13 protein-coding genes are annotated in these 20,399 nt (G+C 71.0%); 12 read left to right on the forward strand and 1 reads right to left on the reverse strand.

What is annotated here, in order from left to right; genetic code table 11:
• Window positions 1–32: 32 nt before the first annotated feature.
• Window positions 33–2,738, reverse strand: coding sequence for a glucosidase (locus tag AB0B85_RS14635; RefSeq protein ID WP_357407285.1), 2,706 nt, complete (start codon window positions 2,736–2,738; stop codon window positions 33–35).
• A 42-nt stretch (window positions 2,739–2,780) separates the two neighbouring features.
• Here AB0B85_RS14635 and AB0B85_RS14640 point away from each other — a divergent pair, with 42 nt between their 5' ends.
• From AB0B85_RS14640 to AB0B85_RS14695, 12 genes are all read left to right on the forward strand, one after another.
• Window positions 2,781–4,724, forward strand: a complete 1,944-nt coding sequence (locus AB0B85_RS14640) for an amylo-alpha-1,6-glucosidase (RefSeq protein WP_357407287.1) — start codon at window positions 2,781–2,783, stop codon at window positions 4,722–4,724.
• A 138-nt stretch (window positions 4,725–4,862) separates the two neighbouring features.
• Window positions 4,863–6,197 (forward strand): glycosyltransferase family 4 protein, encoded by a 1,335-nt coding sequence (locus AB0B85_RS14645; protein ID WP_357407289.1) that lies wholly within the window; start codon window positions 4,863–4,865, stop codon window positions 6,195–6,197.
• A 62-nt stretch (window positions 6,198–6,259) separates the two neighbouring features.
• A complete protein-coding gene (locus tag AB0B85_RS14650; protein WP_357407291.1) occupies window positions 6,260–8,200 on the forward strand; it encodes a serine/threonine-protein kinase in 1,941 nt (646 codons plus the stop codon).
• A gap of 119 nt (window positions 8,201–8,319) precedes the next feature.
• The gene (locus AB0B85_RS14655) at window positions 8,320–9,951 is read left to right on the forward strand and encodes a serine/threonine-protein kinase (RefSeq protein ID WP_357407293.1); all 1,632 of its coding nucleotides are present in this window, start codon (window positions 8,320–8,322) and stop codon (window positions 9,949–9,951) included.
• Window positions 9,952–10,054: 103 nt separating this feature from the next.
• The gene (locus tag AB0B85_RS14660; RefSeq protein ID WP_357407295.1) at window positions 10,055–10,864 is read left to right on the forward strand and encodes a metal-dependent hydrolase; all 810 of its coding nucleotides are present in this window, start codon (window positions 10,055–10,057) and stop codon (window positions 10,862–10,864) included.
• Window positions 10,861–11,769: an amidohydrolase family protein gene (locus tag AB0B85_RS14665; protein WP_357407297.1), complete on the forward strand. Its 909-nt coding sequence runs from the start codon at window positions 10,861–10,863 to the stop codon at window positions 11,767–11,769. Before AB0B85_RS14660 ends, AB0B85_RS14665 begins: the two co-directional genes overlap by 4 nt.
• A 542-nt stretch (window positions 11,770–12,311) precedes the next feature.
• Window positions 12,312–13,343, forward strand: a complete 1,032-nt coding sequence (locus AB0B85_RS14670; protein ID WP_357407361.1) for a LacI family DNA-binding transcriptional regulator — start codon at window positions 12,312–12,314, stop codon at window positions 13,341–13,343.
• A 78-nt stretch (window positions 13,344–13,421) separates the two neighbouring features.
• Window positions 13,422–14,726, forward strand: a complete 1,305-nt coding sequence (locus tag AB0B85_RS14675; RefSeq protein ID WP_357407299.1) for an extracellular solute-binding protein — start codon at window positions 13,422–13,424, stop codon at window positions 14,724–14,726.
• Window positions 14,727–14,793: 67 nt separating this feature from the next.
• On the forward strand, window positions 14,794–15,762 hold the full coding sequence (locus tag AB0B85_RS14680) for a sugar ABC transporter permease (RefSeq protein ID WP_357407301.1): 969 nt from the start codon (window positions 14,794–14,796) through the stop codon (window positions 15,760–15,762).
• Between the two features lies 1 nt (window position 15,763).
• Window positions 15,764–16,651: a carbohydrate ABC transporter permease gene (locus tag AB0B85_RS14685; protein WP_357407303.1), complete on the forward strand. Its 888-nt coding sequence runs from the start codon at window positions 15,764–15,766 to the stop codon at window positions 16,649–16,651.
• Window positions 16,648–18,879 (forward strand): alpha-xylosidase, encoded by a 2,232-nt coding sequence (gene yicI / locus AB0B85_RS14690; RefSeq protein WP_357407305.1) that lies wholly within the window; start codon window positions 16,648–16,650, stop codon window positions 18,877–18,879. The genes AB0B85_RS14685 and yicI overlap by 4 nt, the downstream gene beginning before the upstream one ends.
• The gene (locus tag AB0B85_RS14695) at window positions 18,876–20,285 is read left to right on the forward strand and encodes a GH1 family beta-glucosidase (RefSeq protein ID WP_357407307.1); all 1,410 of its coding nucleotides are present in this window, start codon (window positions 18,876–18,878) and stop codon (window positions 20,283–20,285) included. Before yicI ends, AB0B85_RS14695 begins: the two co-directional genes overlap by 4 nt.
• Window positions 20,286–20,399: the final 114 nt, after the last annotated feature.

Raw genomic sequence — 20,399 nt, forward strand, 5'->3', positions numbered from 1 at the left:
CACGGCGCGCCGCGCCGCGCCGGGGTGGGTGGTCAGCGGCGCAGGGTGAGGATCAGGTCGGCCACCAGGGCGGTCCAGCCGGTCTGGTGCCAGGCGCCCAGACCGGCCCCGTTGTCGCCGTGGAAGTACTCGGGAAAGGCGATCAGGTCGCGCCAGTCCGGGTGGGTCTGGAACATCTGCGCGGCACCGTAGATCGGCCGCCGACCCCAGTCGTCCTGGGTGAAGAGCGAGATCAGCCGGGCGGAGAGGTCGTCGGCGATCTCGTCGAGTGTGTGCTTCACCCCGGAGCGGGTCGGATATTCCACCTGGAGATCGTCGCCGAAGAACGCCGCGTAGTCGCGGAGCGCGCTGATCAGCAGGAAGTTCGTCGGCATCCAGATCGGGCCACGCCAGTTCGAGTTGCCGCCGAACAGACCGCTTGTCGACTCGGCCGGCTCGTAGCCGACGGAGAACTCCTGCCCGCCGAGGGTGACCGAGAACGGCTTGTCCAGGTGCGCGCGGGACAGCGTCCGCAGGCCGAAGTCGGAGAGGAACTCGTCGGAGTCCAACATCCGGGCGAGCAGTCGGACCACCTGCTCCGGCCCGACCATGGACAGCAGCCGCTGCTGCCGGCCGTCCGGGCCCAGCCGGCGCACGCCGATCACCTGGGCGTACTCCGGTCGGTTGGTGAGGAACCAGCGCAACCGCGCGCCCAACTCCGGGATGCGGTGCAGGGTCTTCGCGGTGAGCCGGGTGGTCGCGGCCAACGGCAGCAGACCGACGACGGAACGGACCTTCAACGGCACCTTCGTGCCGTCGGCGAGGCGCAGCACGTCGTAGAAGAAGGCGTCCTCGTCGTCCCACAACCCCTGCTCGTACGCGGCGGCGGCGATGTAGGCGAAGTGTTCGAAGAACTTGGTGGCGGTGTCCACCCAGGTCCGGTCGTGCTCGGCCAGCACGATCGCCATGTCCAGCATGTTCAGCGCGTACATCGCCATCCAGCCGGTGCCGTCGGACTGCTCCAGCACACCGGCCACCGGCAGCGCCGCCGAGCGGTCGAACGGCCCGACGTTGTCCAGCCCGAGGAAGCCGCCCTCGAAGACGTTGTTGCCGCCGGTGTCCTTGCGGTTGACCCACCAGGTGAAGTTGAGCAGCAGCTTGTGCATCACCCGGCCCAGGAACTCGTAGTCCTGACCGCCGTCGATCTCGAACACCTTCAGCGCCGCCCACGCGTGCACCGGCGGGTTCACGTCACCGAACGCCCACTCGTACGCCGGGATCTGCCCGTTGGGATGCAGGTACCACTCGCGGAGCAGGAGCAGCAGTTGCTCCTTGGCGAAGCCCGGGTCGACCCGGGCGATGCTCACGCAGTGGAAGGCCAGGTCCCAGGCCGCGTACCAGGGATACTCCCAGGGGTCGGGCATGGAGATGACGTCGAAGCTGGTCATGTGCCACCAGGCGCTGTTGCGCCCGTGCCGACGCCCGGCCGGCGGTGTCGAGCCGGGGTCGCCTTCGAGCCAGCGTTTGACGTCGAAGTGATAGAACTGCTTGCCCCACATCAGCCCGGCGATGGCCTGCCGGGCGACGAGCGCCTCGTCGGCGGTGGCCGCCGGCGGGATCACCCCGGCGAAGAACCTGTTCGCCTCGGCCCGCCGCGCCCACACCACCGCCTCGAAGCCGTCGCTGAGGTCGGCCGGCGGGGGCGGCGCGGCGGCCGGCGGTGACGCGGTACGGGTCAGCCGCAGCCGGATCTGACGCTGCCCGCCGGCCGGCACGTCGAGCACGTAGTGCAGCGCGCCCTTGGTGCCCTCCCGGTCGGGGTTGACAGTGGCCGCGCCGTTGACGACGTGGTCGTTGATGCCGTCCTTGGGATATTTCGAGCGGCCGGGCAGGCCCCAGAGCCGTTCGGCGTTCGTGTCGTTGTCGCAGAGCAGCGGCACCGGCCCGCCGTCGCCCTCGAGCAGCAGTTGGCCGAGCACCCGGTGCTCGCCGACGAGCCGGGTGCCCTGGCCGGTCAACCGGGGGATCCGGTCACCGCCGGGCAGGCCCCAGGCCCAGGTGTTGCGGAACCACAGGGTGGGCAGCACGTGCAGGGTCTCCGCCCGGTCGGCCCGGTTGGTGACCGTCACCACGATGCACAGGTCGGTGGGGGACGCCTTGGCGTAGTCGACTGTCACCGCCCAGTACCTGTCGTCGTCGAAGATTCCGGTGTCGACAAGCTCGTACTCGGTGTCGTCGCGGCCGCGCAACGCGTTCACCGCGACGAGTTCGTCGTACGGGAAGGCGGCCTGCGGGTAGTGGTAACGCCAGCGCATCCAGGAATGGGTGGGCGTGGAGTCCTCGTACCACCAGTATTCCTTGACGTCCTCGCCGTGGTTGCCGCTGTCGCCGCCGAGGCCGAACATCCGTTCCTTCAGGATCGGATCCCTGCCGTTCCACAGCGCGAGAGCGAAGGCGAACGTCTGTCGTTCGTCGCAGACGCCGGCCATCCCGTCTTCATTCCACCGGTAGGCTCTGGACCGCGCGTGGTCGTGCGGGAAGTAGTCCCAGGCCGTACCGTGCTCGCTGTAGTCCTCCCGTACCGTCCCCCACGCCCGTTCGGACAGATAGGGACCCCATGCGCGCCAGTCCTGCTCCCCCGAGTCGGCCTGGGCGAGCCGGAGCCGCTCAGCGTCGGGTGGCGAGGCGTCGGAGGACGATCGGTCAGTGATCACGTACACATCCTTGACGCCGTCTCCGTACTTGACCACAGCAGCCATTGTCGTCGTGGCGTGTTACACCTTGCCGCCGGTGGAGGAAAGTTGATCGACATTCACTTCGGTCCGCAGGTCTGCGGCGATCTGACCAGCGCGGCCAGCCGGGAGTGGCTGGTGCCCGACGGTGTCGGCGGATATGCGATGGGCACCGTCGCCGGGCTGCGGACCCGCCGCTACCACGGTCTGCTCGTGGTCCCCGGCGAAACCCCGGCCTCCCGCCAGGTGGGACTGGTAAGTCTGGATCCGGCGGTCACCCTGCCGTCCGGGGCGCGGGTGCGGCTCGGCGCGCACGAGTGGGCCTCAGGTGACGTGGACCCACGCGGCTTCGAGCTGTTGGAGCGCTTCGACCTCATCGACGGGCTGCCCCGCTGGCGGTGGCGGATCGGCGCGGTGGTGATCGAACGGGAGGTGGCCATGCTGCCCGGCCGCTCCTGCGTGGCGGTGGTGCACCGGCTGGTCGCCGGCGGGCCGGTCCGGCTGGAGTTGTCGGCCGCCTGCACCTGGCGGGACGCGCACGGCGAGCGGCGGGCCGACGGCCCGACCCCGCAGGTCGAGGCGGTCGCCGACGGCGCGGTGGTCGAGGGCGCGTACCGGCTGGCCGGGCCGGGCTGGACGCCCGAGGGGCAGTGGTGGCTGGGCGTGCACCACCGCGAGGAGGCCAACCGGGGCCTGCACCCGGACGAGGACCTCTGGTACGCGGGCCGCTTCTCCGGAGAGTTGGAACGCCCCGGTGACACGGTGTCGGTGCGGGCCTGGGCCGGCCAGCTCGACCTGGAGCCGGGGCCGGCCGAGGAGATCGTGGCGACGGCCCGGCGGCGCAACCGGCAGGTGGTGGCGACGGCGAAGCCGGCCGACGACGTCGAGGCCACCCTGGCGCTGGCCGCCGACGCGTTCGTGGTGCGCACCAACGACGCGCCGGCGGACGTGGTGGCTGGCTACCCCTGGTTCGGGGCCTGGTCGCGGGACACCATGATCTCGTACGAGGGGTTGTTCCTCTGCACCAATCGCGCCGACCTGGGCAGGGCGCTACTGCGGTCCTACGCGGCGACGCTGTCCGAGGGGATGCTCGCCAACACCGCCGACACCGGTCGGGTGGAGTACAACACCGTCGACGGCACGCTGTGGTTCCTGCACGCGGTGAGCCGGCACGTCACCGTCACCGGCGACACCGACCTCGGCGACGAGTTGCTGCCCGCCCTGCGCGCGGTGATCGACGCCCACGTCGCCGGCACCCGCTACGGCATCGCCGTCGACCCGGCCGACGGGCTGCTCACCCAGGGCGCCCCGGGCACCGCGCTGACCTGGATGGATGCCCGGGTGTACGGGGTGCCGGTCACCCCGCGTACCGGCAAACCGGTCGAGGTCAACGCGTTGTGGATCAACGGGTTGGCCGGGCTCGCCGAGCTGACCGAGTTGGCCGGGCACGACGCGCACGAGCTGTGGCGACGGCACGGGCAGGCGACCGCCTCGTTCCGGGAGCGTTTCCCGGCGCCGACCGGGTGGCTGCACGACGTGCTTGACGCGCCCGCGCCGGCGTACCCCCTCGGGGGTGCGGCCCTGCACGACGACGACGCGTTGCGGCCCAATCAGCTGCTGGCCTGGTCGCTGCCGTTCGCGCCGCTGGAGCCGGACGAGGCGACGCTGCGCCGCGTCGCGGACGGGCTGCTCACCCCGCTCGGGCCCCGCAGCCTCGCCCCCGACTCGACGGAGTTCGTGGGCCGGCACCGGGGTGGCCCCGCCGAACGCGACGGGGGCTACCACCAGGGCACCGTGTGGCCGTGGCTGCTCGGCCCGTACGTCGACGCCGCCCGCCGGAGGAAGATGTCAGTCGATGACGCGTTCGTTGGGATTGAGTCACATCTGACCGAATATGGATTAGGCTCGGTAAGCGAGACGGCCGACGGCCTCGCGCCGCACGCCGCGACCGGCTGCCCCTTTCAGGCGTGGTCGGTGGCCGAGCTGCTGCGGGTGCGCCGAAAGGGCCAGTAGCGCTTTACACGACCGCAACGGCGGTGTCGCCGCCGGTTATCTCGATCGCGGCAGGATTGGCCCCGATCCAGACGCGACGGCGACATCGACTTCCGGTGTCGGTCGGCGCGCGCCCGGGGACAACTCAAAGGGGGCCGCATGTCACCCGACGCCCACGTGATCGACATTCACCCCGCCCGGCACCTGCGGGTGCTGATGCTGTCGTGGGAGTACCCGCCGGTGCTCGTCGGCGGCCTCGGCCGCCACGTGCACGCACTCTCCGTCGCCCTCGCCGCCGCCGGCCACGAGGTCACCGTCGTCACCCGCCACACCGACGGCGCACCCATGGAGGAGTACGCCGACGGTGTCCGCATCCTGCGCGCCGCCGAGGACCCCGTCACCTTCCCCCTCGCCACCAACTCCCTGCTGGCCTGGACCATGGCCTTCAACCACACCCTCACCCGCACCGCCCTACGCGCCACCCAAGCCGGCGCCTACGACGTCATCCACGCCCACGACTGGCTCGTCGCCCACACCGCCATGACACTGCGCGACCACCTCGACCTACCCCTGGTCACCACCATCCACGCCACCGAGGCCGGACGGCACCAGGGCTGGCTGCCCGAGGAGATGAACCGCACCATCCACGGCGTCGAACAATGGCTCAGCACCGAATCCGGTCGGGTGATCGTCTGCTCCGGGTACATGCGTGAGCAGGTGAAGGCCCTGTTCGACATCCCGGCCAGCCAGGTCGACGTGGTGCCCAACGGGGTCGACGGCCGGGCCTGGCGGGCGCGTCCGCGTGCGGTCGCGTCGGCCCGGGCCCGGTTCGCCGCGGACGGCCCGCTGATCGGGTACGCCGGCCGGTTGGTCTACGAGAAGGGCGTGCAGCACCTGGTGCACGCGGTGCCCCGGCTGCGCGAGCAGCACCAGGGCCTGCGTGTGGTGATCGCCGGTGACGGCCCGTACCGGTCCGAGCTCGAAGACCAGGCCCGCCGGCTGGCGCTCTGCTCGACCGTCCGGTTCACCGGGTTCCTCGACTCCACCCAGCTGCCGGCGATGCTCGGCGCCACCGACGCGACGGTGGTGCCCAGCCTCTACGAGCCGTTCGGCATGGTGGCGCTCGAGGCGGCCGCCGCCGGGGCGCCACTGGCGGTGGCCCGCACCGGCGGCCTCGCCGAGATCGTGGAGTCCGGCGTAACCGGGGTGACCTTCCCGCACAGCGACCCGGATGCGCTCGCCGGCGCGGTGGGCCAACTGCTCGACGACGAGATCTTCGCCCGGCGGGTGGCCCGCCGGGCCCGCACCATGGTGGGCGAACAGTACGGCTGGGCCACGATCGCCGCCCGCACGGCCGCGAGCTACGCCGCGGCCCGCCGGGAGCACGACCCGCTCCAGGCCCGGCGGGCCTCCGCCCGACTGGCCGGCGGACGTGCCCGGATTGCCATACCGGAGGGCAATCTGCTGGCACGCGTCGACCACGCCGCCTGCTGAGCCAAGTCGGACTACCGATAGGTGACTCCCGATCCGCTGGTTAGGGTGTAGCCCGGACAGCGGTGGAGGAGGAGCGTGCGCAGGTGCTGATCGCCGGTCGGTACCGGCTACTCGACCTGGTGGGGCGCGGGGGCATGGGTCGGGTGTGGCTGGCCCGCGACGAGATGCTGCACCGCGACGTCGCGGTCAAGGAGATCGTGCCGCCGACCTGGCTGGGAGACCACGAGCGGGACGAACTGCGCTCGCGCACCCTGCGGGAGGCGCGGGCCGCGGCCCGGCTCAACCATCCCGCAGTGGTCCGGCTCTACGACGTCATCCCGGTCGACGGCAGCCCGTGGATCGTGATGGAGTACGTCCCGTCCCGCACGCTGCAGGACGTGGTGGACGCCGAGGGGCCGCTGGAGCCGAGCCGCGCCGCCCGGGTCGGCCTGGCCGTCCTCGACGCGCTGCACGCCGCGCACGCCGCCGGGGTGCTGCACCGCGACATCAAACCGCAGAACGTGCTGGTGGCGCACGACGGGCGGGTGATGCTCACCGACTTCGGGCTGGCCACCTTCGACGGCGGTGACGGCGTGACGACCCGCCCCGGCATGGTCCTCGGCTCCCCGCAGTACGTCGCCCCGGAGCGGGCCGCCGAGGGAGCGTCCACTGTCGCCGCCGACCTGTGGTCCCTCGGGGCGACCCTGCACGCAGCGGTGGAGGGCCGCTCCCCGTACGCCCGCAGCACCGCGATGGCCACCCTGAGCGCGCTGGCCGCCGGACCGCCGGACCCGGCCCCGCACGCCGGAGTGCTCGCGCCGGTCCTCGCGGGGCTGCTGCGCCGTGACCCGCGCGACCGCCTCGACCACGACGCGGCCCGCCGGTTGCTGGTCAGGGCCGCGACCGGCCGCACCGACCCACCCCCGGCCGGCTCGGCAGCGACGTCGGCGGCGTCGTCGTCGGTGGCGTCGTCGTCGGTGGCGTCGTCGTCGGTGGCGTCGTCGTCGGTGGCGTCGTCGTCGGTGGCGTCGGCCGGGTCGGTGGCGTCGGGCGCGTCGGCGGCGGAGCCGACGTCAGCTGCGTCGGCCGCGTCAGCGGCGGAGCCGACGTCGGCCGCGTCGGGTACGGAGCTGGCGTCGGCACGGCCGGCGGGTGCCTCGGCGGCGGGCCGGCTCGGCCCGGCCGCGGGCGCACCGCCGGCCGGTACCGACGAGCTGGCCGAACAGGAGCCGACAATTGCGCTGCCCGCGGCCGGTGGGGCCGCCGCACCAGGTGAGCCGGCTGCGACGCTTTCCGGCTCGAACGGGCGGCGCTCGACGAGACGGGTCGCGCTTGTCGCCGTGTCACTGCTGGTGGCCGTGGCCGCCGGTGTCGGCACCGCGCTGGCCGTCACCGCTGACCAGCCCACCGACACCGCGAGCGGACCCACCGACCCACCCCCGCGCGCCCGGTGGGACGGCGGCCGGGACGGTCCCGGCCCGGACCGTCACCAACCGCCACCCGGCGGGCGCGGCGTGGCCCCGCCACCGTTCGCCTGCGTTCGACCGGACATTGGCGGTGCCCCGGTGTCGGCCGGTGCGCCGGCTCCCGGCGAACGATTCCGCCCGCCGTCCGGCTGGGTCTGGCACGCCGACACCGCCGGTTTCCGGGTTTCCGTGCCGGCGACCTGGTACTACTCCCGCGACGGGGTGGTGGCCTGTTTCCAGGACCCGGCGACCGGCCGGGCGTTCAGCGTCGGCGCGGGTGGCACCGCCGATCCGTTGGCCGGGCTGCGGGCGGTCCGTGACGCGGCGGCCCGCGCCGGGGCACTGCCGGCGTACGACGAGATCCGACTCTCCGCGAGCGACGGTGGCGCCGAGTGGGAGTGCCGCTGGCGGACTCCGGACGGGCCCATGCTCCACGCCCGACAACTCGTCGTCGGCGCCGGCCCGTGGACGCTGGGTTGGATCACCGACGACGGGGACTGGGCGGCAGCCGACGCCGACTGGGCAGTGGTGCGAGAAAGTTTCCGACCACCCCGCTGACCTGCACCGTATGGCCATGATCCGGACCACCGTCCGGCGTGGATCGAGGCCGCTCAGCGGATGAGAATGCGGCCGACGGTGGCTATCGTGTAACACGGGGTGACCGAGGGGGAGCGACCGTGCATCAGTTGCTGATCGCGGGTCGGTACCGGCTGCTCGACCTGGTCGGCACCGGCGGGATGGGTCGGGTGTGGCTTGCTCGCGACGAGATGCTGCACCGCGACGTCGCGGTGAAGGAGGTCGTGCCGCCGTCCTGGCTGTCCGAGGCCGAGCGCGAGGAGTCGCGACTGCGCACGCTGCGCGAGGCGCGCACCGCCGCCCGGCTCAGTCACCCCAATGTGGTCCGGATCTACGACGTGGTGCACGACCGGGAGAGCCCCTGGATCGTGATGGAGTACGTGCCGTCCCGGTCGGTGCAGCAGATCATCAGCGCCGAGGGGCCGCTGAGCCCGCAGCGCACCGCCCAGATCGGCTTGGCGGTGCTCGCCGCGCTGCGGGCCGCGCACGCCGCCGGGGTGCTGCACCGCGACGTGAAGCCGCACAACGTGCTGGTCGCCGACGACGGGCGGGTGGTGCTCACCGACTTCGGGCTGGCCACCTTCGACGGCGGCGAGGGTGCCATGACCGGGCCGGGCACGGTGCTCGGCTCGCCGCAGTTCGTCGCGCCGGAGCGGGCCCGCGAGGGGGTGTCCGATCCGCGTACCGACCTGTGGTCGCTGGGCGCGACGCTCTACGCGACGGTCGAGGGGCAGTCACCGTACGCCCGGTCCAGCGCGATGGCGACCCTCAGCGCGCTGGCCACCGACCCGCCGGACCCGATGCGCCGCGCCGGTCCGTTGCGCCCCGCGCTCACCGGCCTGCTGCAACGCGACCCCTGGCGGCGGCTGACCGCGACCGAGGTGGAACCGCTGCTGCGCAGCGCCGCCGCGGGCCACGAGCAGCCGGTCGACCCGATGCCGTCCTCGGCGGTGAGCGCGGTACGCAGCGCGAGCCGGGCCCTGCGGCCCGAACCGGTCGACCCGCCGGGCCCACCCGGCGACGCACCGACGCGGACCCGCGCGCCGGGTACCCGGCCCGGCCGGCGTCGTCTGATCGTCCTCGGCGGCGCGGTCACCGCCCTGCTCGTCGCCGCGGGGGTGACGCTGGCACTTGTCGACCGCACCGTCGAGCGGACACCACCGTCGGGGTCCGGAGGGGGCGCGCCGACCGCCCGACCGGCCGCGTTCGCCTGCGCGGCACCACCGCCGCCGCCACCGTCGGCCACTCCGGTGGTCGCGATGTCGCGCCCGGCGGACGCGCCCTACCGACTGCGCGAGGGCTGGACGTGGCACGACGACCCGACCGGGTTTCGGATCGCCGCGCCGGTGGGCTGGACACGCTGGACCGAGGGGGCGGTGACCTGCTTCCGGGAGCAGGGGGGCGCCCGGGTACTCAGTGTCGAGGCAGGGCCGGCGCGGGCCGACCCGGTGGCGTACCTGAAGGCGGAGGAGGCGCGGCTCACCACCGGCGACGCGCTGCTGACCGGCTACGTCGGGGTGGACATCTCCGCGATGGACATCTTCAGGGGCGGCGCGGTCTGGGAGTGCGGTTGGCGCAACGCCGCCGGCGATCAGCTACACAGTTTCCGGTTGCTGGCCAACACCTCGGCCACGCGTTCCTACACCGTCTCGTGGTTGACAAAAGAGTTCGACTGGCAGGTCAACGCGGCATACTTGCCGATGATCCGGCAGAGCTTCACGCCCGCGATGTGACCCGGTCCGATGTGGACCTTCCGGGTGATGCCCCTGCGGCACCGGCGCTGACTACAGTGGCGTAGTTTTGGGCGCTCAAGATCCCTGGGGAGGGTGAGCCGAGATGATGGGACCGCAACACGCGCTGTCCGGCGCGGCGGCGTGGTTGGCCGGGTCCTGGGCACTGGACCAGTTCGCCGACTATCACCAGTCGCCACTCGCGTTGGCGGTGGGCACCGCGGTGTGTGCGGGCGGGGCACTCTTTCCCGACCTCGACATGTCGGGCAAGGTGACGAAGAACCAGGGTGGAGCCACGGTAGCCCGCACCTTCGGCGTCTTCTCGCTCTTCGCCGCCGAGGTGATGGAGAAGATCTCACTCGGGGTCTACTACGCCACGAAGCTCAGCAAGGACCCCCGTCGCAACAACGGACACCGGACGCTCACCCACACCCTGCCGTTCACCGTGCTCGTCGGCTGGGGCACCACCGCGCTCTGCGCGGCGTACGGCAAGTGGGCGGTCATCACCATCCTGTTCTTCATGTTCGGCCTCGCGCTGCGCGGGCTGTTCGACGAGTGGGCCGAACGCGCCGGGTGGGTCATCATCACCCTCGCGTCGGCCGGGGCCGCCTGGTTCACCTATGCGAACCTGCCGGGTGGTCGCGGCTATCCGCTCATCGGGACGGCCCTGGGCGTTGGCTGCTTCGTGCACATCCTCGGTGACATGATCACCCGAGCGGGTGTGCCGATCCTCTGGCCGATCCCGATCAAGCGGCGGATGTGGATGATGATCGGCCTACCGAACAAGATCGCCCTGCGGGTCGGCAGCAAGGCCGAGGTGGTCGGGATGCGCATCGCACTGACAATCGTCTCCGCGCTCGCCACCATCGGCCTGATCGCGCCCTCGGTGCTGAGCCGGTTCGACATCGAGGTATGACCGATCCAGCTGTCGCGTCACCGCCAGCGGCCGACGACGAGGTGCCGGCGTTCTGGCGCGCGCTGGGGCTCCCCGGGCTGGCCGACGTACACGTGCACTTCCTGCCCCCACGGCTGATGCGCCGGGTCTGGGCGTACTTCGACGCGGCCGGGCCGCTGGTCGGCACCGAGTGGCCGATCAGGTACCGGTGGAGCGACGCCGACCGGGTCGCGCACCTGCGCCGGCTGGGAGTCGTGGCATTCAGCGCCCTGGCGTACGCCCACCGGCCGGGCATGGCAGTCGAACTCAACCGCTGGACACTTGAATTCGCCCGCGACACCCCCGGCTGCCTGCCCTCGGCCACCTTCTTCCCCGAGGCGGACGCCCCCAGCTACGTGGCGGCGGCACTGGCCGGCGGCGCCCGGGTCTTCAAGGTGCACATCCAGGTCGGCAACTTCGCGCCGACCGACCCGGCGTTGGACCAGGTGTGGGGGATGCTGTCCGACGCGGGCGTACCGGTGGTCGTACACGCCGGGCACGCCCCGGTCGGGATCGCACACACCGGCCCCGACCCGTTCGCCGCCCTGCTCGCCCGCCACCCTCGGCTGCCCGCGGTGGTGGCACACCTCGGCGCCCCCGACTACCGGGAGTTCCTGGACCTCAGCGAGACGTACGAACAGGTCCGGCTGGACACCACAATGGCGTTCACGCCGTTTCTCGACAGGTTCGCCCCCTTCCCCAGAGCCGAGCTGCCCCGGCTGCGCGAGTTGGGGCTGGCCGGCAAAGTGCTCCTCGGCAGCGACTTTCCCAACATCCCCTACCCGTACGCCGACCAACTGACCGGACTGGCCCGCCTGGACCTGGGCGACGACTGGCTCCGCGCAGTCTGCTGGAACAACGCCGCCGCCCTCTTCGGCCTCCCCTGACGCCCCCGCACTCGCCCCCCATCCCACACGCCCCCGCCCAGGAGCCCCCGCTCAACGAGGCCAAGCCATCCCGCGCCCCCCGCGCCCCGCGCCCCGCGCCCCGCGCCCCGCGCCCCGCGCCCAAGATCGTGCTCGATCCCGGATCCAGTGGCCTCCAGAACGACAGAGGGAACTACATCCAGCATCGAGCGCGATCTTGAACCGCGAGGCCCGCAGATCACGTCCACACCCACACCCACACCCACACCCACACCCACACCCACACCCACACCCACACCCACACCCACCTCAAGATCGTGCTCGATCCTGGATGCAGTGGCATCCGAAAAGACAGAGGGAACTACATCCAGGATCAAGCGCGATCTTGAACCGCGAGGCGCGAGGCGCGAGGCGCGAGGCGCGAGGCGAATTCTTTTCGACATCCGCTATTGACGTCGCCGTAACAGGTGGCCTAGCGTCCTGTCGAACCGCTTCGACGAAGCGTTTCGACGAAGCTGTGGACGCGGTCCCGCCGCCGGCCAGAGGAGGTACGCGTGGCAACCATGCACGACGTCGCCCGCCTCGCGCAGGTCTCGGTGAGCACCGTCTCGTACGTGCTCACCGGCGCCCGGCCGATCTCCCAGGCCACCCGGGACAAGGTGCTCGCCGCGATGGCGGAGTTGCAGTACCAACCCAACGCGATGGCCCGTGGCCTGGCCAGCCGGCGCAGTCGGATCCTCGGCCTGCTGATGCCGATGGACGAGCGCGGCCTCGGCGCCACCGAAACGGCCTTCGTCACCGGCGCCGCCTCGGCGGCCAGCGCGGCCGGCTACCACCTGGTGCTCTCGCCGGTCGGCGGTGGCGACCTGGACGACCTGCGGCGGCTGGCCACCCAGCGGATGCTCGACGGCGTCGTGCTGATGGAGGTTCAGCTCGCCGACGAGCGGGTCACCGTGCTCCAGGAGGCCGGCGTACCGCTCGTGTTGATCGGTCGGACGGGCGACACCAGCGCGCTCTCCTACGTCGACATCGACTTCGACCAGACCGTCCGGGAGGCCGTCGCACACCTGGTTGGTCTCGGGCACCGGCGGATCGTCTACGTCAACCACTCGGCCGCGACGGTGGCCAGCGGGTACGGGCCGGCGCTGCGGACCCGGGACGCCTTCGTCGCGGCGATGACCGGGCACGGCCTCGACCCCGTGATGATCACGGCGGAGGACAGCGCCGCCGGCGGTCGTGCCGCCCTGGCCGACGCGTTCGCGCGGGCCCCGGAGCTGACCGCCGTGCTGGCCATGAACGAGACCGCGATCTTCGGCATTCTCGGCGAGCTGACCGGCCGGGGGTTGTCGGTGCCCGACGACGTCTCCGTCGTTTCGATGGTCACCTCGCCGCAGGTGGCCGAACTGGCGACCCCGGCGCTGACCGCGATGACGTCACCCGGTTCGACACTGGGTCGGATCGCGATCGAGGCGCTGGTGCGTCACCTGGATGGCGCCGGTAATCGGCTGCACCAGCAACTGCTGCCGTGCTCGCTGGAGATCCGGGGTTCGACGGCCGCGCCACGAAGCCGCCAACCCATGGGGGCTGACAGGTAGGAACGGCCCGCCGCCGCGCGGCAACGCGACGACGGGCCTCGTGAAGTACCGGCTAGATACTCAACGAGGAGGATGGTAATGCAACGATTCCGCCGGATCGTCGCCGCGCTCGCCCTGGCGGCGACCGCGACGACCACCCTGGCCGCCTGCGGCGGTGGCGACAACGGTGACGACAGTGACGCCAAGGTCCTCAAGCTCTGGCACTACGAGAGCGAGAACAGTGCCATGGGGGTCGGCTGGAACCGGGCCATCGAGATCTTCAAGGACGAGCACCCGGGCGTCGAGGTGCGCTTCGAGCGTAAGGCGTTCGAGCAGATCCAGCAGAACGCCGGCATGATCATCAACTCGTCCGAGGGCCCGGACATCATGGAGTACAACAAGGGCAACGCCACCGCCGGCCTGCTCTCCACCCAGGGCCTGCTCTCCGACCTGAGCGCGGAGGCCGACAAGCGCGGCTGGGCCGGCAAGCTCAGCCCCAGCCTGCAGACCACCGCCCGGTACAGCGACAAGGGTGTGATGGGCTCGGGCAAGTGGTTCGGTGTGCCGAACTACGGCGAGTACGTCACTGTCTACTACAACAAGGACCTGTTCCAGAGCAACGGCGTCAAGGTCCCGACCACCCTGGCGGAGATGACCGCCGCGATGGACACCTTCGTCGGCAAGGGCATCACCCCGCTGGGCATGGCCGGTGCCGAGTACCCGGCCGGGCAGCTCTTCTACCAGCTCGCCCTCTCCAAGGGCGACCGGCAGTTCGTCGACAACTACCAGCTCTACAAGAACCCTGTCGACTTCAAGGCCGGCCCGCTCAAGTACGGCGCGGAGACCTTCGCCCAGTGGGTGCAGAAGGGCTACGTCGCGAAGAACTCGGCAAGCCTCAAGGCCGAGGACATGGGCACCGCCTTCATCGGCGGCAAGGTTCCGATGATCGTCTCGGGTAGCTGGTGGTACGGCCGGTTCAAGACCGAGATGAAGGCCAACTGGGACACCTTCCTCTTCCCCGGCAACACCCTGCAGGCCGGCTCCTCCGGCAACCTCTGGGTGGTGCCGGAGAACAGCAAGGCCAAGAGCCTGGCGTACGACTTCATCGACATCACGCTGCGTCCGGAGATCCAGGACCTGATCGGCAACAACGGTGGTGTCCCGATCGCCGCGGACGCGTCGAAGATCAGCGACCCGAAGGACCGCAAGCTGATCGAGGACTTCAACACCGTGAGCAAGCAGGACGGGCTCGCCTTCTACCCGGACTGGCCGGTGCCCGGCTACTACGACGTGCTGGTCTCCGGCTTCCAGGCCCTGATCAACGGCTCCAAGTCGCCCGACCAGGTCCTCGACACGATCGCCAAGCCGTACGCCGACGGCGTCAAGGAGATCACCGGCAAGTGACACGGCGAGCGGCGGGCGCGACCGGCACGACCGGCGCGCCCGCCCGCCCCGCCGGGAAGGATCTTCCATGGCAGTCTCCGAGACCGTCGCCGCCACACCACCGGCCGCGACGCCCACCCCGCCCGCGCCCCGCCGCGGACGCCGCGGCCGCAACGCGGCGTACTGGCTCTACCTGCTCCCCGGAGTGGTGCTCTTCATCCTGGTCATCGGCGTTCCGCTGGTGGGCACCCTCTACCTGTCGCTCACCAAGTGGTCCGGCATCGGCGACCCCCGGTGGGTCGGCCTGGACAACTACCGGCAACTCTTCCAGGACGACGTGTTCTGGGCGTCGTTCCGCAACACCGTCTGGATGATCGTCGCGATGGTGGTGGTGCCCACAGTGCTCGGGCTGCTGCTCGCCGCGGTGCTCTTCGACGTCATCGGTCGCCGGTTCAAGCCGCGCACCGCCGCCGCGCTGCGGGCCGCGTTCTACCTCCCGCAGGTGCTGCCCGTCGTGGTGGCCGGCATCGTCTGGGGCTGGATCCTGCGCCCCGACGGGGCGTTCAACAGTCTGCTCGACGCGGTAGGTCTCGGCGCGCTGCGCCACGACTGGCTCGGTGACCCGGGCACCGCCCTGCCGGCCGTGATGGCGGTGATGATCTGGGTGCAGATCGGCTACCCGGTGGTCGTCTTCATGGCCGCGCTCCAGCGGGTCGACCCCGAGTTGTACGAGGCGGCCGAGGTCGACGGCGCGAACTGGCTGCACCGGTTCCGGGCGATCACCCTCCCGCAGATCCGGCCGGAGACGTTCGTGGTGGCGCTCACCTGCACCATCGCCGCGCTGAAGGTGTTCGGGCCGATCTTCGCCCTGACCCGGGGCGGCCCGGACAACGCGACAAACGTGCCGAGCTACTTCGCGTACTACACGTTCTTCAAGAAGTTGCAGGTCGGCTACGGCTCCGCGATCTCCACGGTGCTGACCCTGATCATCGTCGTGGTGGCAGTGGTCTTCATCTGGATGCAGGCGCGCAGCGAACGCCGGGACCGGGGGATCTGACATGGCTGTCACGCTCACACCGAGCACCGCGCCGGTCGCGCCACGTCGGCACGTACCCGATCGGCACCACCGTGGCGTCAGCCGCTGGGTGGTGCTCGCCCTGGTCGTCCTCGGCGCGCTGGTCATGCTCGTGCCGTTCGCGTTCATGCTGCTCAACGCGTTCAAGTCGCCGGGCGACTACTCCTCGGGTGGCCCGTTGAGCTGGCCGACGGAGTTCTACACAAAGGGTCTGCGCACGTACTGGACCGCTGTCGACTTCCCGCTCAAGCTCTGGAACTCGGCGCTCATCGCCGGCTGCGTGGCAGTGCTCGGCGTCGCCGTCTCGCTGCTCAACGCGTACGCCCTGGGCATTGGCCGGGTCCGCGGCCGGCTCTGGATCGTCGGTCTCTTCCTGCTCGCCAACATGCTGCCGCAGGAGGCGCTGATCTACCCGCTGTACTACGCGGCCAAGGAGGTCGGGCTCTACAACACCCGACTCGCGGTGATCATCATCTTCACGGTGATCCAGAGCGCGTTCGGCACGTACCTGCTCGCCTCGGTGCTGGGCACGTTCCCCCGCTCGCTGCTGGAGGCGGCGGCGCTCGACGGCGCGGGCAAGTGGACGGTGTTGTGGCGGGTGGTCTTCCCCAACCTGCGCCCCACCCTGTCGGTGCTGCTCATCTTCTTCTTCATCTGGACCTGGAACGAGTTCCTCATCCCGCTGGTCATGCTCATCGACAACCAGACGCAGACCATCCCGGTCGCGCTCGCGTCGTTGCAGGGCGACCGGCTGATGGACGCGCCGACCACCAACGCCGGCGCGCTGATCAGCCTGGTACCGGCCATCCTCTTCTTCCTCATCTTCCAGCGCACTCTGGCGCGCGGCATCACGGCAGGAGCCGAGAAGTGAAGTTCACCGACGGGTACTGGCAACTGCGTCCCGGGGTAAGCGTCCTGCGCCCCGGCGTCGTGGAGTCGGTCGAGCCGGACGAGCGCGGCTTCACCGTCTTCGCGCCGACCGGCCAGCTCACCGGTCGCGGCGCCACCCTCAACCGACCCGTGGTCACCGTCCGGTTCTTCTCCCCCGCCCCCGGCGTCATCGGGGTGACCATCGCCCACCACACCGGTGGGCTGCCCCGCGAGCCGCACTTCGGGCTGAACACCGACGAGACGCACCCGGTCGCTGTCGACATCACCGGGATCAGCGCGACGTTGACCACCGGCGAGTTGACCGCGCGGGTCGCGCTCATCGACGGCTGGCGGGTCGAGTTCCGGCACGGCGACCGGCTCGTCACCGCGTCCACCGAGCGCAGCATCGGCGTCGTCACCGACGGCGAGGGCCGCCGGCACGTACACGAGCGGCTCGCCCTGGGCGTCGGTGAGACGGTGTACGGGTTGGGTGAGCGCTTCGGCCCGTTCGTGAAGAACGGGCAGACCGTCGACATCTGGAACGCCGACGGGGGCACCGCCAGCGAACAGGCGTACAAGAACGTGCCGTTCTATCTGAGCAGCGCCGGCTACGGGGTGTTCGTGGACCACCCGGAGCACGTGTCGTTCGAGGTCGGCTCCGAGGTGGTCGCGCAGACCCAGTTCAGCGTCGAGGGTCAGTCGCTCACCTACTACGTCATCGACGGGCCCACACCGAAGGACGTGCTGCGCCGCTACACAGCGCTCACCGGCCGCCCGGCCCGGATCCCCGCCTGGTCGTACGGGCTGTGGCTGTCCACCTCGTTCACCACCTCGTACGACGAGAAGACCGTCACCGAGTTCGTCGACGGGATGGCCGAACGCGGGCTGCCGCTGTCGGTGTTCCACTTCGACTGCTTCTGGATGCGCCAGTTCCACTGGGTCGACTTCGTCTGGGACCCGGCGACCTTCCCGGACCCGGAGGGGATGCTGCGCCGGCTGCACGAGCGTGACCTGAAGGTGTGCGTCTGGATCAACCCGTACATCGCGCAGCGGTCGTACCTGTTCGAGGAGGGGCGCGAGGCCGGTTACCTGGTCCGCAACCCGGACGGTTCGGTCTGGCAGTGGGACAAGTGGCAGGCCGGCATGGCGCTCGTCGACTTCACCAACCCGGACGCGGTGCGCTGGTTCACCGGCAAGCTCAAGGCGCTGCTCGACATGGGCGTCGACTGCTTCAAGACCGACTTCGGTGAGCGCATCCCGACCGACGTGGTCTGGCACGACGGTTCGGACCCGCAGCGGATGCACAACTACTACTCCTACCTCTACAACAAGGCGGTCTTCGAGTTGCTGGAGACCGAACGCGGCGAGGGCGAGGCGGTGCTGTTCGCCCGCTCGGCCACCACCGGCGGCCAGCAGTTCCCGGTGCACTGGGGTGGCGACTGCGAGGCGACGTTCGTCGCGATGGCCGAGTCGCTGCGCGGCGGGTTGTCCCTGGCCGCGTCCGGCTTCGGCTACTGGAGCCACGACATCGGCGGCTTCGAGGGCACCCCCGATCCGACGGTGTTCAAGCGGTGGGTCGCCTTCGGGTTGCTCTCCTCGCACTCCCGGCTGCACGGCTCGGGGTCGTACCGGGTGCCGTGGGCGTTCGACGAGGAGGCCGTCGACGTGCTGCGCCACTTCACCCGGCTCAAGCTCGGCCTGATGCCGTACCTGGCGGCCGCCGCGCAGGAGGCGCACCGCAACGGTACGCCGGTGATGCGCCCGATGTTCCTGGAGTTCCCGGACGATCCGGCCACGGCGCACCTGGACCGGCAGTACATGCTCGGCCCCGACGTCCTTGTCGCACCGGTGTTGAGCGCCGACGGCACCGTCACCTACTACGTGCCGGCCGGCACCTGGACGCACCTGGTCAGCGGCGCTCAGGTCACCGGTCCGGCGTGGGTCACCGAGAAACACGCGATCGACAGCCTGCCGGTGCTGGCCCGGCCCGGCGCGGTCATCCCGTTCGGCTCCCGCACCGACCGACCCGACTACGAGTGGGCCGACGATGTGCGGCTACGGCTGTACGCACCGGCCGAGGGGCAGCGGACCCGGGTACGGGTACCGTCACCCGGGGACGGGCCGGGCGCCGAGTTCGACGTGCGCTACGAGGCGGCGACGGCCAGTGTCGAACTGGTCGCCGGCACCTCGACGGGCTACAGCTGCGAGATCCAGGGGACGCAACGATGACGCAACACCACTTCCCGGAAGGCTTCGTCTGGGGGTCCGCGACGGCGGCGTACCAGATCGAGGGTGCGGTCACCGAGGACGGGCGCGGACCGTCCATCTGGGACACCTACAGCCACACGCCGGGTCGGACGTTGAACGGTGACACCGGCGACGTGGCTGCCGACCACTACCACAGGTGGGCCGACGACCTCGGGCACGTCGCCGACCTGGGGCTCAGCGCGTACCGGTTCTCCATCGCCTGGCCGCGGGTGCAGCCGGGCGGTTCGGGCCGCTTCAACCAGGCCGGCATCGACTTCTACGCACGGCTGGTGGACGGTCTGCTGGAACGGGGCATCCAGCCGGTGGCCACGATGTACCACTGGGACCTGCCGCAGGAGTTGGAGGACGCTGGCGGCTGGGCGTCCCGGGAGACCGCGCTGCGCTTCCAGGAGTACGCGGCCGGCATCGTCGGCGCGCTTGGCGACCGGGTGCACACCTGGACGACGCTCAACGAGCCGTGGTGCTCGGCGTACCTGGGCTACGCCTCCGGGGTGCACGCGCCGGGTCGGACCGAGCCGGCGGCGGCACTGGCCGCGGTGCACCACCTCAACCTGGCGCACGGCCTGGCCGGTCGGGTGGTCCGGGAGCTGGCGCCCGCCGCCGAGCTGTCGGTGACGTTGAACCTGCACGTCATCCGGGGCGCCTCGGACTCGGCGGCGGACCAGGACGCGGTGCGGCGGATCGACGCGTTGGCCAACCGTGCGTTCCTCGGCCCGATGCTCGACGGGGAATACCCGGCCGACCTGCTGGCCGACACCGCGTCCGTCACCGACTGGTCGTTCGTGCGTGCCGGTGACGAGAAGCTGATCGCGGTGCCGCTGGACGTGCTCGGGGTCAACTACTACTCCAGCACCCTGGTCCGGGCGTGGGACGGCGTGTCGGCCCGCTCCGACGCCGACGGGCACGGTGCGTCGGCCTCGACGCCGTGGGTCGCCGCGGACGACGTCGACTTCCTGCCGCAGCCCGGCCCGTACACGGCGATGGGTTGGAACATCGACCCGCCGGCCCTTACCGAACTGCTGCTGCGCCTGCACCGCGAATACCCCAGCCAGCCGATGATGATCACCGAGAACGGTGCGGCGTTCGACGACGTGGTGTCGGCCGACGGGCGGATCCACGACGACCGGCGGATCGACTACCTGCGTCGGCACATCGGCGCGATGGCCGACGCCCGCGCGCAGGGCGCGGACGTGCGCGGTTACTTCGTCTGGTCGCTGCTCGACAACTTCGAGTGGGGTTACGGCTACGACCGCCGTTTCGGGATCATCCGGGTCGACTACGACACCCAGGAGCGCATCTGGAAGGACAGCGCCCACTGGTACCAGCGGCTCGCCGCCACCGGAAAGCTCGACTCGGCGCAGGACTGACCGGAGGGCTCTCGCCATCCGCTGTGGCTGCCCGCCCTCTCGATGTGCCGGTGAGCGGTTTACCTCAGGGGTATGAACATGACCCTCAGGTATACCGCTCACCGCCGCAACCGA

The organism is Micromonospora sp. NPDC049044 (assembly GCF_040649215.1).
Classification (GTDB): domain Bacteria; phylum Actinomycetota; class Actinomycetes; order Mycobacteriales; family Micromonosporaceae; genus Micromonospora.

Excerpts from the sequence above, each read along its gene's own strand:
- AB0B85_RS14635 (WP_357407285.1), bottom strand. The coding sequence starts at position 2,738 with ATGGCTGCTGTGGTCAAGTACGGAGACGGCGTCAAGGATGTGTACGTG.
- AB0B85_RS14645 (WP_357407289.1), top strand. The coding sequence starts at position 4,863 with ATGTCACCCGACGCCCACGTGATCGACATTCACCCCGCCCGGCACCTG.
- AB0B85_RS14660 (WP_357407295.1), top strand. The coding sequence starts at position 10,055 with ATGATGGGACCGCAACACGCGCTGTCCGGCGCGGCGGCGTGGTTGGCC.
- AB0B85_RS14665 (WP_357407297.1), top strand. The coding sequence starts at position 10,861 with ATGACCGATCCAGCTGTCGCGTCACCGCCAGCGGCCGACGACGAGGTG.
- AB0B85_RS14670 (WP_357407361.1), top strand. The coding sequence starts at position 12,312 with ATGCACGACGTCGCCCGCCTCGCGCAGGTCTCGGTGAGCACCGTCTCG.
- AB0B85_RS14675 (WP_357407299.1), top strand. The coding sequence starts at position 13,422 with ATGCAACGATTCCGCCGGATCGTCGCCGCGCTCGCCCTGGCGGCGACC.
- AB0B85_RS14680 (WP_357407301.1), top strand. The coding sequence starts at position 14,794 with ATGGCAGTCTCCGAGACCGTCGCCGCCACACCACCGGCCGCGACGCCC.
- AB0B85_RS14685 (WP_357407303.1), top strand. The coding sequence starts at position 15,764 with ATGGCTGTCACGCTCACACCGAGCACCGCGCCGGTCGCGCCACGTCGG.
- AB0B85_RS14695 (WP_357407307.1), top strand. The coding sequence starts at position 18,876 with ATGACGCAACACCACTTCCCGGAAGGCTTCGTCTGGGGGTCCGCGACG.